This window comes from Pseudoxanthomonas sp. LARHCG66, from assembly GCF_052871755.1.
Genome location: NZ_JBIXJW010000003.1, coordinates 245,226 through 259,845 on the forward strand (window position 1 = coordinate 245,226; position 14,620 = coordinate 259,845).

Annotated in this window: 13 protein-coding genes; 8 read left to right on the forward strand and 5 right to left on the reverse strand. The window is 68.1% G+C overall.

Annotated features, from left to right (window positions below):
• Nucleotides 1-6: 6 nt before the first annotated feature.
• The 3 genes from ACIPRS_RS11275 to ACIPRS_RS11285 are packed head-to-tail and all read right to left on the reverse strand — an operon-like array spanning nucleotide 7 to nucleotide 3,198.
• The gene (locus tag ACIPRS_RS11275; protein ID WP_337731093.1) at nucleotides 7-636 is read right to left on the reverse strand and encodes a hypothetical protein; all 630 of its coding nucleotides are present in this window, start codon (nucleotides 634-636) and stop codon (nucleotides 7-9) included.
• On the reverse strand, nucleotides 633-2,120 hold the full coding sequence (locus tag ACIPRS_RS11280; RefSeq protein WP_446538615.1) for an oligosaccharide flippase family protein: 1,488 nt from the start codon (nucleotides 2,118-2,120) through the stop codon (nucleotides 633-635). The genes ACIPRS_RS11275 and ACIPRS_RS11280 overlap by 4 nt, the downstream gene beginning before the upstream one ends.
• Nucleotides 2,121-2,166: 46 nt before the next feature.
• Nucleotides 2,167-3,198, reverse strand: a complete 1,032-nt coding sequence (locus ACIPRS_RS11285; protein WP_446538616.1) for an acyltransferase family protein — start codon at nucleotides 3,196-3,198, stop codon at nucleotides 2,167-2,169.
• A gap of 92 nt (nucleotides 3,199-3,290) precedes the next feature.
• On the opposite strand from ACIPRS_RS11285, the gene ACIPRS_RS11290 reads away from it, so the two are divergent.
• Genes ACIPRS_RS11290 through ACIPRS_RS11300 form a run of 3 tightly spaced genes read left to right on the forward strand, consistent with a single transcriptional unit; the run spans nucleotide 3,291 to nucleotide 7,467 of the window.
• Nucleotides 3,291-4,478 carry a glycosyltransferase gene (locus ACIPRS_RS11290; RefSeq protein WP_446538617.1) on the forward strand — a complete coding sequence of 396 codons (1,188 nt, stop codon included), beginning with the start codon at nucleotides 3,291-3,293 and terminating at the stop codon, nucleotides 4,476-4,478.
• A 27-nt stretch (nucleotides 4,479-4,505) separates the two neighbouring features.
• Complete coding sequence (gene asnB, locus ACIPRS_RS11295; RefSeq protein ID WP_446538618.1) at nucleotides 4,506-6,488, forward strand: asparagine synthase (glutamine-hydrolyzing); 1,983 nt, start codon at nucleotides 4,506-4,508, stop codon at nucleotides 6,486-6,488.
• A 34-nt stretch (nucleotides 6,489-6,522) separates the two neighbouring features.
• Nucleotides 6,523-7,467, forward strand: coding sequence for a methyltransferase domain-containing protein (locus tag ACIPRS_RS11300; RefSeq protein ID WP_446538619.1), 945 nt, complete (start codon nucleotides 6,523-6,525; stop codon nucleotides 7,465-7,467).
• Nucleotides 7,468-7,477: 10 nt separating this feature from the next.
• On the opposite strand, the gene ACIPRS_RS11305 is transcribed toward ACIPRS_RS11300, so the two are convergent.
• Nucleotides 7,478-8,692: a PQQ-dependent sugar dehydrogenase gene (locus ACIPRS_RS11305; RefSeq protein WP_446538620.1), complete on the reverse strand. Its 1,215-nt coding sequence runs from the start codon at nucleotides 8,690-8,692 to the stop codon at nucleotides 7,478-7,480.
• Between the two features lie 141 nt (nucleotides 8,693-8,833).
• On the opposite strand from ACIPRS_RS11305, the gene ACIPRS_RS11310 reads away from it, so the two are divergent.
• Genes ACIPRS_RS11310 through ACIPRS_RS11325 form a run of 4 tightly spaced genes read left to right on the forward strand, consistent with a single transcriptional unit; the run spans nucleotide 8,834 to nucleotide 12,648 of the window.
• Nucleotides 8,834-9,082 (forward strand): acyl carrier protein, encoded by a 249-nt coding sequence (locus tag ACIPRS_RS11310; RefSeq protein ID WP_142124353.1) that lies wholly within the window; start codon nucleotides 8,834-8,836, stop codon nucleotides 9,080-9,082.
• A gap of 21 nt (nucleotides 9,083-9,103) precedes the next feature.
• Entirely contained in the window at nucleotides 9,104-10,612 is a 1,509-nt protein-coding gene (locus tag ACIPRS_RS11315; protein ID WP_446538621.1) for a class I adenylate-forming enzyme family protein, read from the forward strand.
• On the forward strand, nucleotides 10,609-11,589 hold the full coding sequence (gene nadE / locus ACIPRS_RS11320; protein ID WP_192201511.1) for an NAD(+) synthase: 981 nt from the start codon (nucleotides 10,609-10,611) through the stop codon (nucleotides 11,587-11,589). Before ACIPRS_RS11315 ends, nadE begins: the two co-directional genes overlap by 4 nt.
• Before the next feature lie 3 nt (nucleotides 11,590-11,592).
• Nucleotides 11,593-12,648, forward strand: a complete 1,056-nt coding sequence (locus ACIPRS_RS11325) for a hypothetical protein (protein ID WP_446538622.1) — start codon at nucleotides 11,593-11,595, stop codon at nucleotides 12,646-12,648.
• A 30-nt stretch (nucleotides 12,649-12,678) separates the two neighbouring features.
• On the opposite strand, the gene ACIPRS_RS11330 is transcribed toward ACIPRS_RS11325, so the two are convergent.
• The gene (locus ACIPRS_RS11330; RefSeq protein WP_446538623.1) at nucleotides 12,679-13,710 is read right to left on the reverse strand and encodes a polysaccharide deacetylase family protein; all 1,032 of its coding nucleotides are present in this window, start codon (nucleotides 13,708-13,710) and stop codon (nucleotides 12,679-12,681) included.
• On the opposite strand from ACIPRS_RS11330, the gene ACIPRS_RS11335 reads away from it, so the two are divergent.
• Complete coding sequence (locus tag ACIPRS_RS11335) at nucleotides 13,697-14,614, forward strand: glycosyltransferase family 2 protein (protein ID WP_446538624.1); 918 nt, start codon at nucleotides 13,697-13,699, stop codon at nucleotides 14,612-14,614. The genes ACIPRS_RS11330 and ACIPRS_RS11335 overlap by 14 nt on opposite strands.
• Nucleotides 14,615-14,620 lie beyond the last annotated feature (6 nt).

Here is a 14,620-nt window from a genome sequence, read left to right on the forward strand (position 1 = left end):
CCGGCATCACGCGATCTGTTCGCGGTGCCAGGCGATCTCTTCGGCCGTCAAGCGCAGGCGGCGCTGCGCAGGCCTGATCATGGTCGGCGCCGGGAATTCCTCCGGTGGCAGGCTGCGCCAGAACCATGCGTCGCCAATCCGCAGGCTGCGTACCGTCGCATACCGACTGAAGCCCATCGCGTCGTGGGCCCGCAACGACGGCCGGTTGGACACGCTCACGTCGGAGAAATACTCCATCGGCGTGGATTCGACGCTCATCCCCTGCCCCATCATCGCCACCAGCAGGCGCCGCCCGCGCCGCCTGGGTACCACGAACGCATCGCGCAGCCATACCTGGGAGGGTGTCAGCGGCAGTTGCCACGCCAGTTCGTCCATGTAGCGCGGCACGCCATGCAGCGCCCAGAACCATGCCACCAGTTCCTCGCCCTCGAGGATGCCGAAGCAGCGCATGCCGTGGCGATAGCGCCGCAGGATGCGTTCCGGTTTCCCCGACATGCCGTTCGCGCGGTACGCTGCCACCAGGCGGTCCATGTCCGCTTCCCGCAGTTCGACGAAGCGCTGCTCCTCCGACAGCGCCATCGTGCACTGCTTCGCCGCCGGCCGTCGCAGCAAGGCGATGGCATCGAAATGAATCATGGTGTGCTTTCCCCTTCTCGCACCCGATCTTCGAGGTGTCGCCGACGCGACATCCCCAGTCCCGCCAGCGCGTCCCCGACCAGGTCGCGCCCGACGCCCCACATCGCACCACCATACACAACCATGCCCACCAGCACTTCGCCCGCCAGCCGCCAGCCGATGGCCAGGTGCGCCCGCGTGGCCCACCGCCAGGCCAGCACGGCCGCTCCCATCACCACGCACGCCAGCGCGATGCGCAGCCAGGGCGCCGCCAGCCCCTGCAGGCGCAGGCCGTCGGCGCGGCATGCCCTCACGGTGAGCAGCCACTGCACGAGCGCAGCCACGCCGATGGCACCCGACGCCATCAGCACACCGCCCTTCGACAGCAGCCACAACGACGACACCAGGGTCGCCATCGTCGCCACCTCGATCCACATCAGCCAATGATTGCGCGCATGTGCCGCGAGGAACGCGGACAGGATGAAGCTGCCCGTCCCGGGCAGCGACGCGAGGGCGAGCACGCCCAGCAACGGCGCGACCTGCGACCAGGCCGGGGGCAGCAGCGCGGCGACCAGGGTGGGCGCGCATATCGCCAGGCCCGCCGACATCGGGAACAGGAGCAATGCCGCGAACGTCAGCGCACGCACCATCAGTGCAGGCCGCTCCTGTGGCGGCGCGCGCGTCACGGCCGGCACCATCACCGTGCCGATATGCCCTCCCACATAGACCGCAGGCAACTGCGCAAGGTTGAACGCCATGCCATAGCTGCCTGCGTCATGCGCGCCCACGAGCCGGAACATCAAGGGCTTGTCCCAGTAGCGCGCACCCTCGCTGAGGACGATCTCGCCCGTGATCAGTGCGCCGAAGCGGAGAATGTCGCGCAGCCGTGCGGCGGATACCTTCACCGGCAGCAGCCAGTCGCGCAGGCGCGTGGCCGTGATCGTTGCGCCGGCAATGACGCAGGACTGGACGATGAAGGCGATGATCATCGCCTGCCCGCCCAGCGTGGTCGTGCTGACCAGCGAGACGGCCACCACCGCATAGGCCACGTCGCCGAGCGCGGTGCCCAGCGCGATCCGTCCGAAGCGCAGCTCGCGTGCGAGCAGCTTGTCCGGCATCGCGCCGAGGCGGCGGATACCGATGCCCAGCAGGGCGCCAGGCAGGTAGTCGGCCACCCGCGGGGCCTGCAGCCAAAGCGCGAGCGTCGGTGTGGCCCACCAGAGCACTGCGATCATGGCGATGCCTGCAAGCAGGTACACCATGCTCGCGGCGAAGATGGCCTCCCTGCCCTCGCCCCCACGGACCACGACATACTGGCCGCACCCCCACGCGGCGATCCAGTTGCCGGTCAGCGCGATGACCGTGGCCACGGTCACTTCGGCCACGATGTCGGGCGTCAGGTGGCGTGCGATCAGCAGCGTTCCTACCAGGCCCACGGCGCGCCCCGACAGGCCGCCGATGATGCCGAGTGCGGCGCCGGAAAAGATCTTTCGGTGATCGTTCAAGCAAGCGTCCCGTGCCGGTGCGAGTATCCGGTGACCGGATGATCGCTCACGTCGTCTCCAGGCGCATCCCGCGCCGCCGCCAGCCTTCGCGCATCCACGCCATCATCGGCCGTTCGACGCCACGGTTCAGGCCCACCGCCAGGGCCAGCGACAGCGCAGCGGCCACCGCGCACGCCAGCAACGCCGGCACGCCACGCTGCTCCAGCTGATGGATCACCACGAAACCGATGGCCTGGTGCACCAGATACAGCGCATACGAGATGCCGCCCAGGAACACGAACAGGCGCGTGTCGAGGAATCCCAGCCCGCCCTGGAGGAACAGCGCGAAGATCGCGCAGCAGGCCAGCGCCACCGGCAGGAACACCGGCCGTTCGCCGATCGCGATGGCCAGCAGCGCCAACAGCACCATCACGAAGTTGAGCCGCCACTCGCCCGGATAGCGATGCATGCGATAGAAGAGAATGCCCAGCGCGAAGAACGGAATGAAGCGCAGGACCAGCAGTTCCCGCACCCAGTACGAGAAGTGCCAGTGATGCTTCTCGCACAGGCCCTCGACCGTCGCCAACAGCAGCCATCCGCCGATGATCCAGTGGATGCGCCCGAGCTGGCCGACCACGAACCAGAACAGCATCTGCACGTAGAAGAACAGTTCGATCTGCAGGGTCCAGTAGGACCCGTCCAGATGCTCGGCACCGAGGATCTCCTGCACCATCGTGAAATTGAGCAGCAGCGCCCCCAGCGGAAGCTGCTGCATCGACAGCCCGGCGGCATACACCACGGCGGCGGTGAGCAGGACGGCCGCCCAATAGCCCGGAAAGAGCCGGGAGAAGCGCGACACCACGAAATCCATGGCGTTGCGCGTGCGCTCCAGCGTCATGAAGATCACAAAGCCGCTGATCAGGAAGAACAGGTAGACGCCGTACTTGCCCACCCGCAGGTCCAGCGCCATGCCGCCGGCATGGCCTATCTGCTCCTGATAACGCGTTGTGAAGTGGTAACCCAGCACGGCGACAGCGGCGATACCGCGCAGGGCGTCCAGTTCCACCATCCGCGAGGGCGTAGACGTTTCGTGACCCACCCTGTTCCCCTGCATCGGCATGACTCGGTTCTGATAACGCCAACCACACCGTGCTGCGGACAGCATGGCCGCCTCTCCTCCACGGCTCCTGCATGCGTATCCTGATCGTCACCTCCCAGTTCCCGATCGCCGGCGAACCCAACCGCGGCCGCCCCGTCTACCAGACCGCGCGCGAACTGTCGCGGCTCGCCGAGGTGAAGGTGATCAGCCCGGTCGCTTCGTATCCCCGCTGGGCACAGCCGCGCAGCTACCTGTATCGCCCCGTGGAAGATGCGCAGGTCGCGCCCGGCTGCGACGTGGACCATGTGCGCTATCCCGCGTTGCCGGCGATCAGCCGTCCTTTCAATGGCCATCTGTGTGCACGGGCGCTCGCCGCGCCGCTGCGCGCCTTCGCGCCTGACGTGGTGCTGGCCTACTGGCTGTATCCGGACGGCTACGGCGCGATGCGGGCTGCACGCGCGGCCGGCGTCCCCTTCGTCGCAGGTGCGCGCGGCTCCGACCTGCGCGTACGGGATGCCATCAGCCGCCGACTGACCCGACCCGTGGTCCGCGCGGCGCGCCGGCTGCTGGTGGTCAGCGAAGACCTGGGACGCGTCGCAGTCGAGGGCTACGGCGCCGAACCGCATCGTGTCCGCGCGATTCCGAATGGCTGCGATGCCAGTCTGTTCCATCCCGGCGACCGCAGCGCCGCGCGGGGCGCGCTCGGCGTGGCGGAGGATGCCGAGGTGGTGCTTTACGTGGGACGTCTCGTCGCCGAGAAGGGCCTGCGCGAACTGCTGCAGGCGTCGCGCCGCCTGGTGGCGCAGCGGCCACGCGCCCGCGTGGTGCTGGTGGGTGAAGGACCCCTGCGGGGCGAGCTGGACGCGGCGCTCGCCGCCGATCCCTCGTTGCCGCTGCAACTCGCCGGTGCACAGGCCCCCGCCGAAGTGGCGCGCTGGATGGTCGCCGCCGATGTAGTCACGCTGCCCAGCTATTCGGAAGGTCATCCGAACGTGCTGGTCGAAGCGCTGGCGTGCGGCAGGCCCGTGGTGGCGACCCCTGTCGGCGGCATCCCGGAAGTCGTGGATGCGGCCAACGGCGTGCTGGTCCCGGCGCGCGATGCGGACGCACTGGCGGCCGCACTGGTGCAGGCACTGGAACGGACCTGGGACGAAGCCGCACTCGCGCGGCGCTTCTCCCGGGATTGGGAGCAGGTCGCCCGGGAAACCCTGGATGCCTGCGGGGAAGCGGTCGCCGAAACGCATGCCGGCCGGGCGTACTACGCCACCGGCCAGGCCTGACAAGAACACGGACAGGGGAAGCAGCACATGTGCGGAATCGCGGGTTTCATGGGTCCCAGCGTCGTCTCGACAGAGGCGCGGCCTTGGCTGGAGCGGATGATCCAGCCACTGGCGCACCGCGGCCCGGACGGCTTCGGTTTCCACGCCGCGCCGAGTATCGGACTGGCACACGCGCGCCTGTCGATCATCGACCTGTCCACCGGCGACCAGCCCATCCACAATCCGCGCCGCACCGTGTGGACGGTGTTCAACGGGGAGATATTCAACTTCGTCGAACTGCGCAGGATGCTGGAGGACAAGGGCCACGTGTTCTACACGCAGTCCGACACCGAGGTGATCGTGCATCTGTACGACCGCTACGGCGAGGACTTCGTCCATCACCTCAACGGCCAGTTCGCCATCGCCTTGTGGGACAGCGAACGCCAGCGCCTGGTGCTGGCGCGCGACCGGGCCGGCATCCGTCCGCTGTACTACACCCGCCAGCGCGGTCGCCTGTGGTTCGCCTCCGAAGTGAAATCGCTGCTGGCGGTACTGCCGGAGTGCGCGCACCTCGAGCCGCAGGCGTTGCTGCAGACGCTGACCTACTGGGCCCCGGTGGATCCGGAGACGCTCTACCAGGGCGTGCAGAGCCTGCCACCGGGGCATGTGCTGACGGTGGAGCGCGACGGGCGCCAGCACCTGCGCCGCTATTGGGACTGGACGTTCCCCGACGCGGACGCGACATCGCCTTCACGGTACCCGCTCACGCTGGAGCAGGCCACGGCGGAGCTGCGCGAACTGCTGGTCGATGCGGTGCGCCTGCAGCTGCGTGCCGACGTTCCGGTGGGCGCCTACCTCAGCGGCGGCCTCGACTCCTCCGGCATCGTCGCCCTGATCCGCGGCTTCACCGACACGCCGGTACGCACGTTCTCGGTGGCGTTCGAGGATGGCGAGTTCGACGAAAGCGCGCACCAGCAGGCAATGGTGCGGCACCTGGGCACCGACCACACCACGCTGATGTGCACGCGCCGCGACATCGGCAATGCGTTTCCGCGCCTGATCCGCCACACGGAAACACCCGTGCTGCGCACCGGGCCCGTCCCGCTGATGCTGCTGGCCGGCAGTGTGCGCCAGCACGGCTACAAGGTCGTGCTGACCGGCGAAGGCGCCGACGAAGTGTTCGGCGGCTACGACCTGTTCAAGGAAGCCAAGGTGCGACGCTTCTGGGCGCGCCAGCCCGGCTCGCGCCTGCGACCGCGCCTGCTGGAGAAGCTGTACGGCTACCTGCAGAACTCGCCGGTGAGCAGTCCCGCGTTCGCGCAATCGTTCTTCGGCCAGGGCATGGAGCACCTCCACCGGCCGATCTTCGCGCACGTGCCGCGCTGGACCACCTCGCAGCGCGCCTTCGCCTTCCTGTCGCCGGACCTGCGGACCACGGCCGCGCACTGGGACCCGCTGGAGGCGTACGAGCACACGCTGCCACCGGACATCGCGCGATGGAGCGATCTCGCGCGCGACCAGTACGTGGAAGCCAAGTCGCTGCTGGCCGGCTACCTGCTGTCCTCGCAGGGCGACCGGGTGGCGATGGCGAACTCGATCGAGGGCCGTTTCCCGTACCTCGACCATCGCGTCATCGAGTTCGCCAACCGCCTGCCGCCCAGCTTCAAGATCCGCGGCATGACGGAAAAGTACCTGCTGCGGCGCGCCCTGGCGGAACTGCTGCCGCCGGATATCGTGCAGCGGACCAAGCAGCCGTACCGCGCACCGGACAGCCAGAGCTTTTTCTTCGACGGCAAGCCGCTGGACTACGTCGCCGACCTGCTGTCGCCCGATGCGATCCGCGATGCCGGCTATTTCGACCCCGCGCCGGTATCGCGGCTGGTGGAGAAGTGCCGGCTTGGACGGGCGACGGGCTTTGCCGACAACCAGGCATTCGTGGGCATCCTTTCCACGATGCTGGTGCACCGGCAGACCGTCGAGGCGCGCCTGTCGCCCCTCCCGGCGGCACACCCTTCCGGCGCGGTCGCGTAGGACGCACACTCGGACATCTCGAGGGGAGCAAGGCATGGATTGGCGGGTCAAGGGCACCATCCAGAAAATTCTCGGCGCGCTGCCCGGTGGGCACGGGCTGCACTTCCACCTGCAGCGCCGCTTCGGCGGCCTGCGCGATTTCGACGGTGAACTCGCGACCAAGGTGGACGACTGGGAAATCATGATCGGCCACCTGCGCGGCGCCGGCGTGGTGCTGCCCGGCGTCCGCTGCTTCGAGATCGGTACCGGGTGGTACCCGACGTTCCCGTTCGCCTGCTATCTGGCAGGTGCCGCACGCGTGACCACGTACGATCTCAATCCGCACCTGCGCATGGACCTGACATTGCGCTGTGCGGACGTACTCGGCCGTTTCCTCGACCGCATCGCCACCGCCGCCGGAGTTCCACTCGCGGACGTCGAACAGCGCCATCGGCAGCTGCTCGACCGCCTGCGCGCGGGTGCCGACCTCGACGCCGCCAGTGGAAGCGTGATCCATTACCGCTCGCCGGCGGATGCCACCCGCACCGCGCTTCCGGACGGCGATGTCGATGTGGTGTTCTCGAACAGCGTGCTCGAACACGTGCCGCCGGATGTGATCGATGCGATGTATGCCGAATCCATGCGGATCCTGTCGCCGCGCGGCCTGATGTTCCATTCGGTCAATTGCGGCGACCATTACGCCTACGTGGACCGCAGCATCCACCAGCTGCACTACCTGAAGTATTCCGACAACCAGTGGCAGCGCTGGAACAACGCCTTTCTCTACCAGAACCGCCTGCGCGCGCACTGGTTCGTGGAAGGTGCGCGCCGGCATGGATTCGACATCGACCTGGACACGTCCACGACGCGGCCCGAACGCATGCGCCAGCTCGCCGGCACGCCCGTGCACCCGCAGTTCGCCCACGTCCCGGCCGAGCAGCTGTGCATCACCAGCGTGGATTTCATCGCGCGCAAGCCGGCTGCGAGCGCGGCCGGCTGACCCTCGCGCGCTACTGCGGCGCAGCCTGTGCCGGTGCGGGTGTGGCGGGCGCAGGGGCGATACGCAGCAGCTTGCCGTCGGGTGCCGGCGCATCCACCAGCACGTACAGCGCGCCATCCGGCCCCTGCCGCACATCGCGGATCCGCTGGTTGCGTTCGGTCAGCAGGCGTTCTTCGTGCACCACGCGGTCGCCGTCCAGTTCCAGGCGGATCAGCGCCTTGTCAGCCAGCGCGCCCAGGAACAGGTTGCCCTTCCAGCCCGGCAACGCGTCGCCGGTGTAGAACGCCATGCCGCTGAGACCGGGGGACTTCGCCCAGACGTGATGGGGCTGCTCCATGCCGGGCGCCGCCTTGCCCTGTGAACCCGGTACGGGCCGGCCGCTGTAGTCGATCCCGTGCGTGATCACGGGCCAGCCGTAGTTGAGGCCGGCTTTGGGCAGGTTGAGTTCATCGCCGCCCATGGGCCCATGTTCGGTGGCCCACAACTGGCGCGTCACGGGATGCAGGGCTGCACCCTGCACGTTGCGATGTCCGTACGACCAGATCTCGCCACGGGCACCTGCGCGCGACACGAAGGGATTGTCGGCCGGCACCGTGCCATCGGGATGGATGCGCGCGATCTTGCCCGAGAGCTTGTCCAGCTCCTGCGCCGTGGCCGCACCGACGCGATTGTCGCCTTGGGTGACGAACAGGTTGCCCTGGTCGTCGAACACCAGCCGTGCGCCGACATGGGTGCCGTGCGAGAGCTTGGGCTCCTGCCGGTACACGACGGTCGACTCGACCAGCGCATCACCCTGCAGCTTGCCGCGCACGACTGCAGTCCCTGCCTTGTTGCCGCGGAAATTGGGCTCGGCGAAGGCCAGGTAGACCCATCCGTCCTGCGGGTAACCGGGTGACAGTGCGACGTCCAGCAGGCCGGCCTGTCCGTCGACGAAGATCTCGGGCAACCCGGTGAGGGGTGCCGACACGCTGCCGTCGGCGGCGATCCTGCGCAGTCGCCCCGCCCGTTCGGTGACCAGCATGCCGCCGCCGGGCAGGAAGGCGAGCGACCACGGATGGTCGAGGCCGACGACCTGTTCCGACACCACGAAATCCTGCCTCTCCGACGCGTAGGCCGTTGGCGCCGGATCCTGCACCGAGCGGGGAGGCGCCGCGGGCGCGGCGACGGGATCGGCCTGGCGGCACGCCGCCAGCGCCACGACCAACAGACACAGGGAGAAACGCATCGTGGACTCCTGTCGGCGCGGATACTGGGCGGCGATGGTAGCACCGGCGGATCGGCGGCCAGCACCTCATCCGGATGGCCGGTGATACGCGGAACCGCCGTTCATGTGAGCAGCAACGGAACAAGAAGCGTTGGGGAAACCATGCCGCAGAAGCAGCAGATCAAAACCTTCATCCTGCAGAACTTTCTCTTCTCGGATGACCCTTCCGCCGTGGGCGATCAGGATTCGCTGATCCAGGGCGGCATCATCGACTCGACAGGGATCCACGAGCTGGTGTTCTTCCTGGAGGACGCGTTCAAGCTGCAGATCGCGGCGGAGGAGATGACTCCCGCCAACTTCGATTCCATCCAGACCGTCGACGCGTTCGTCTCGCGCAAGCTGGCCGGCTGACCCGTCCCGTACGCCGTCGCCATGGAGCGCCTCGCCACCCGACTCGCGCGGATCGCACGTACCACGCCGCAACGCACCGCGATGGTGGAGGGCGATCGCACGATCGACTACGGCAGCTTCTGGTCGCAAGCGTCCGGCTTCGCGCACCACCTGCGTGAGGCCGGCCTGCAGGCCGGCGAACGCGTGGCGCTGGTGCTTCCGAACAGGATCGAAGCCGCCGTTGCGCTGTATGGCATCTGGCTGGCCGGCGGCGTCGCCGCGCCCCTGAATGCGCAGGCACGCTCGCGCGACTTCATGCCCTGGCTGCGCCACTGCGGCGCGCGCTTCGTGGTGCATGAGAGTGGCCATCGCGACATGGAGCAGACGCTGGCGCAATGGGACGACACCGCCCCCATGCCACGCGCGATCGCGCTGTCCCCGGACGACGACCTGCCACGTGCCGAGGGCGACGACGACTGGCCGCAGGACGATGCCGACGACACGCTGGCACAACTGCTCTACACCTCGGGCACGACAGGTGAGCCCAAGGGCGTGATGCTGAGCCATGGCAATCTCGCCGCCAACACCGATGCCGTCGTCGCTTATCTGGAGCTGACGCGCGACGACGTGATCGTCAGCGTGCTGCCGTTCTACTACGCCTACGGCGCATCGGTGCTGCATACCCACCTGGCCAGCGGTGCGTGCATCGTGCTTGGCCCGGGCATGGTCTTCCCGATCCAGGTGCTCGACGCGCTGCAGCGCCACCGCGCGACCGGCTTCTCCGGCGTTCCGTCCACCTACGTGTTGCTGATGGACATGCTCGAGCGCCGCAGCCACGACCTGTCTTCGCTGCGTTACCTGACGCAGGCGGGAGGTGCGATGGCGCCCGCCGTGGCCGACCGTGTCCGCGCCGTGCTTCCGGATGCGCGCCTGTTCCTGATGTACGGCCAGACCGAAGCCACATCGCGGATCAGCTGGCTCCCGCCGGAACGGCTTGACGACAAGCGAGGTTCGGTCGGCATCCCGGTGCAGGATACGCAGTGGCGCATCCTGCGCGAGGACGGCAGCCCCGCCTCGACGGGCGAAGCAGGCGAAGTCTGCGTGCGTGGGCCCGGCATCATGCAGGGCTACTGGAACCATCCCGCCGGCACCGGGGCAGTCCTGCGCGATGGCTGGCTGCATACCGGCGATCTCGGCCATGTCGACGCCGACGGCTATCTGTTCCTGCAGGGCCGACGCAGCGACATGATCAAGACCGGTGCCCACCGCGTACACCCCAACGACGTGGAAGAAGTCATCGCAGAACTTGCCGGTATCCGCGAAGTGGCGGTGGTCGGTATCGACGACGACACGCTGGGCCAGGTCATCAAGGCCTTCGTGGTGGCGGACGAATGCATCCCCCGTGCGGAAGACCGCATCAAGGCACACTGCCGTGCACGCCTGCCGGCTTACAAGATTCCCCGACACATCACCTTCGTCGAAGCCCTGCCGCGGACTGCATCCGGCAAGGTAAGACGCGTCCAACTGACGGAGCAGACCACGACACCATGAGCCAGCTCGATCACCATGTCCTCGACATCGACTACCAGAGCGAAGCCGACCGTATCGCGGCGCGCCTGCGCGAGATCACCGCGCGCCAACTGCACCGGCGCGGCCTGGTGGTCGCGATCTCCGGCGGCATCGACAGCTCGGTCAGCGCCGCGCTCGCGGTGCGCGCATTGGGGCCCGACCGCGTGTTCACGCTGATCCTGCCCGAACAGGATTCCTCCGACGACAGCGCCGCGCGCGCGCGCATCCTGGCCGAGCACCTCGGCGTGCGGACCGAGACCGTGGACATCGCCCCTGCGCTGGCGGCGATCGGCTGCTACCGCGCCCGCGACGAAGCCGTGCGCAACACCCTGCCCGAGTACGGCGAGGGCTGGAAGTTCAAGATCGTCATCGACGGCGGCACCGAAGGCCGCATCAACCGCTTCCGCCTGATCGCGCAGTCGCCGGATGGCGCCATGCACGAGCGCGATCTCGCGCTGGCCGACTACCTGACGATCGTCGCCGCGACCAACTTCAAGCAGCGCATCCGCAAGACGTTGGAGTACTTCCACGCCGACCGCTTGAACTACGGCGTCGTCGGCACGCCGAACCGGGTGGAGTACGACCAGGGCTTCTTCGTCAAGAATGGCGACGGCTCGGCCGACGTCAAGCCGATCGCGCACCTGTACAAGTCGCAGGTCTACGGCATGGCACGCCACCTCGGCCTGCCGGAGCGCGTCTGCGCCGCGATCCCGACCACCGACACCTACAGCCTGAGCCAGGGCCAGGACGAGTTCTACTTCGCCCTGCCCTACCAGCAGATGGATCTCGCCATCTGGGCGCTCAACCATGGCCGCCCCGCCAGCGAGCTCGCCATCGCCCTGGGCATCACGCCGGCGCACGCGCAGGCCGTCTACGACGACGTCCGCAACAAGCGCCGCACCACGAAGTATCTGCACATGGCGCCGGTGTTGGCCGGCGACGTTCCCGAACTGGACTGAGCGATGAACGCCATGCCCACCCCGCCGCAGTACCTCGTGGGAGCCGGCCATCCGGCGCGCGACCGGGAGACGGTGCTGTCGTTGTGGCGTGGCAATCTGGGCCAGGACGCCCGGATGACCGCAAAGTACGAGTGGTTCTACCTGCGCTGCCCGCATGGCGAACCGCTGTTGCAGTTGCTGCTCGATGTCCCGACGCAGACGCACGTGGGCACGGCATCCGCAGGCAGGCGCCGCCTCGTGTGGCAGGGGCGGGAACTGCGCGGAGGCGTGCTCGTGGACCTCGCCGTGCTGCCCCAGCATCGTTCACTGGGGCCCGCACTGATGTTGCAGCAGGGATTGATCGCGGCCGCGGGTGAGGCGCTCGATGTTCTCTACGGCTTCCCGAATCCCAAGGCCGCCCCGGTGTTCAAGCGGATCGGGTATGCCCAGTCCGCGCATCTGGTGCGTTACGCACGCGTGCTGCGCCACGCCCACTATCTTCGCAGCCGCCTGCCAGGCTGGCTCGCGTCGCCCGCAGGCTGGGCCGCCGACAGGGTGGTCGCGCTTCGCGATGCATGGTCGCGCCTGCGCGGCCCGGCGTTGCGCTCGGCATGGACGGACCAGGCCGACGCCCGCATCGATGCCGTGTGGGCGGACTCCCACAAGGGCGACGATGTCATGGCGGTACGCGATGTCGGCCATCTGCGCTGGCGCTTCGACGAATCTCCGCTGGCGACCACCCGCTATCTGCTGGTGAAGCGCGCACGCGACCGTGCCCTGCAGGCCTGGTTCGCCGTGCAGCGCATCGAGGGTACGCTGCATGTGCGCGACTTCTGGTCTCTCGACGGCGCCAACGGCATGGCGGCCATGCACGTGGGCGAGCTGCTTCGTGCCGCGCGTACGCTGGGCTGCGCGGCTGTCTCGGTGGAGATGTGCGCCTCGGACGCGCAACGCGCGGGATGGCAGGCGCTGCATTTCGTCGAGCGCGGACGCAGGCCGGTGTTCACGCGCTGGAGCTCGTCAGGCGAACCGGCAGCCGCCGCGTCGCTATTCCTGACCTCGGCGGACGAAGACGAATAACGCGCGCAGCGGCACCCGTGCCTGACAGCGTCAGGCCAGGCGGCGCGCCTGTCGGCGGAACAGGTACAGGGCCAGCCAGTCTTCGCGGAACCGTCCCTTGGCATCGACCACCGCGTCGGTTTCGAAACCGGTCCGGCCCAGCAGCCAGCCGACGCCCGGCGTCGTGGGATTCAGTACCGGCACGCTGGTGAACAGCAATTCGTAACCGGCTTCCCGCGCCTGCTGCGCGATGGCGGCATCGAACGATCCATGGGGAAACGACATCGACTCCGCACTGGCATGCGTCTGCCCCAGATGCTGGGCGAGCGCTGCGCGTGCGCCGGCAAGTTCCGCATCCAGATCAGCCGCGAGCCTCATCGGCGTGTGGGTCTTGCCATGCAGGCCCAGGGCAACGCCCCCGGCTTCAAGCTGATGCAGTTCCTCGGCAGTGACCATGTGGCGGTGCCCGTCATCGAGCCGCGCCATGAAAGGCTCCAGTACGCGTGCGCGGACATCCGCCTCCAATGCTTCGAGGCGCGCGATCACCTCGCGCAGGGCGCCGATGGTCTCATCGACCTGGGCCCCTGGCGCCTCGCCAGCCGGCAACGCAGCCGCCAGTTCGTGCACACCCAGCGCTCCGCGTCGCCAGGCGCCGATGAGGCGTTCCTGGAAGAAAGGCTGCCGGGTTCCCACCGCATCCGCCACCACGAACAGCAGCGCCGGCAAGCCCGCCCGCTTCAACGCGGGAAGCGCGTAGTGGGCATTGTCGGCCCAGCCGTCGTCGAAGGTGATCAACAGGGATCTTGGCGGCAGGGGCGCGCCTGTCCTGCGCGACGCCAGCACCTGCTCCAGCGATACCACGCTGTAGTGGCGGCGGAAGAACACCAGCGACTGTTCAAGCCAGCGCGTGGCCAGCGTGTAGTCGGGGTCGCAGGTCGCCCAGCGCGGATCGTCCGGACTCAAGGTACGATGGAACATCACCACCGTCAGGCTGTCGGCGTTGCGCAGCCGGTGATAGAGGCCGAGCAACCCGCTCGTGTACAACAGCTTCTTGGAGACGTCCTTCAGCATGGCGCCCGACATCGAAGTTTCAGTGATTATACCGACGTACAACCGTCGGGACCTGTTGCCGCGCGCCATCGATTCCGTGCTGGCGCAGACCCACCGCGTCGACGAGATCATCGTGGTGGACGACGGCTCCACCGATGGCACGGCCGACATGCTGCAGGCGCGCTACGGTGAACGCGTGAAGCACGTGTGGCAATCCAACGCAGGCGTATCGGCCGCACGCAACCATGGCCTCCGCCTCGCCCGTGGACGCTATCTCGCCTTGCTCGACAGCGACGACGAGTGGTTGCCGGAAAAGACCGCGCTGCAGGTGGCCTTCCTCGAATCCAGGCCGGACTTCGGCATGGTCGTCTGCGACGTCGAGCGCATCGATGGCGACTACCGGCACATCGACGTCTTCCACCGCCGCGAGGTGATCCGCGAGGATGGCTGGGCGTTGCGATGGCTGCTGCACAATCCCGCATTGATTCCCGCATCGGTCATGCTCCGCCGGCAGGTGGTGGACCAGCTGGGCGGGTTCGATGAGGCATTGCGCACTGCCGAGGATCTCGAATTCCACCTGAGGGTCGCACGTCACTGGCCGATCGGTGTCGTCGAACTGGCACTGGTGCGCGCGATGCGGGGCCATGATGGCCTGTCGGCGGCGAGCAGCACGTACGACGACTATGTCCGCGTGGTCGAAGCCGCTGTCGCCGGTGCCCGCGGCACGCTTGACGACGGCGAACTGGACGCCGCGCTTGCCGGCACCTACCTGCGCAATGCGCGCGGCATGCTGATACGCCGCCGCTGGGTTGCGGGCGGCAGACTGGCCAGCCGCGCCTGGCGGCTCTCGCGGGACAGGGGACAGCGTCGCGAAATCCTGGCCCTGTTGCCGTTCGGCCTGAAACGCTTCCTGCGCGGACTGCTCCCCGCCGGCTGAATTTCC